Annotated in this window: 1 protein-coding gene; it reads right to left on the bottom strand. The window is 43.8% G+C overall.

Annotated features, from left to right (window positions below; genetic code table 11):
- Nucleotides 1–397: DUF559 domain-containing protein (locus J536_RS24760; RefSeq protein ID WP_050680477.1), on the bottom strand; the 397-nt coding region annotated here is incomplete at its 3' end.
- Between the last annotated feature and the right edge of the window lie 21 nt (nt 398–418).

Raw genomic sequence — 418 nt, 5'->3', positions numbered from 1 at the left:
ATCTTTCACTCACCATTTTCTCTATCTGCTGAACCGCTAAACCTGACTTCACTTGCTCTGTACTGAACCTTAAAACTGTAAAACCCATCATTGCTGCGGAGTTGTATTTCTCCATATCCCCTATATAGCCCTTGCCTCTTGTATGACGGCCTCCGCTCCAGATCCCGCCTTCGACCTCTACCAATATCTTTTTTCCCGTAATTAAAAAATCCGCCCGCCACTTACGTTTTGGATGAAATTTATATTCCTGCTCAAAACTGGTCTTGCATGCTCTCAAGTGTGTTGCTAGTACCATCTCACCTTCACTTGGGTGTCTGGTACCTTGCTTTACTGAACGGCGCTTCTTTGCCTTCACTGGAAATAATTCACGGTATTCAGCAAGGCTCATTGATGTCATTTAGAGTCACCATTCTTGATT

The organism is Acinetobacter sp. 809848, from assembly GCF_000581275.1.
GTDB lineage: Bacteria > Pseudomonadota > Gammaproteobacteria > Pseudomonadales > Moraxellaceae > Acinetobacter > Acinetobacter pittii.
Note: the sequence above shows the minus strand (reverse complement) of the source record. Positions and strands in the feature narration are given on the sequence as shown.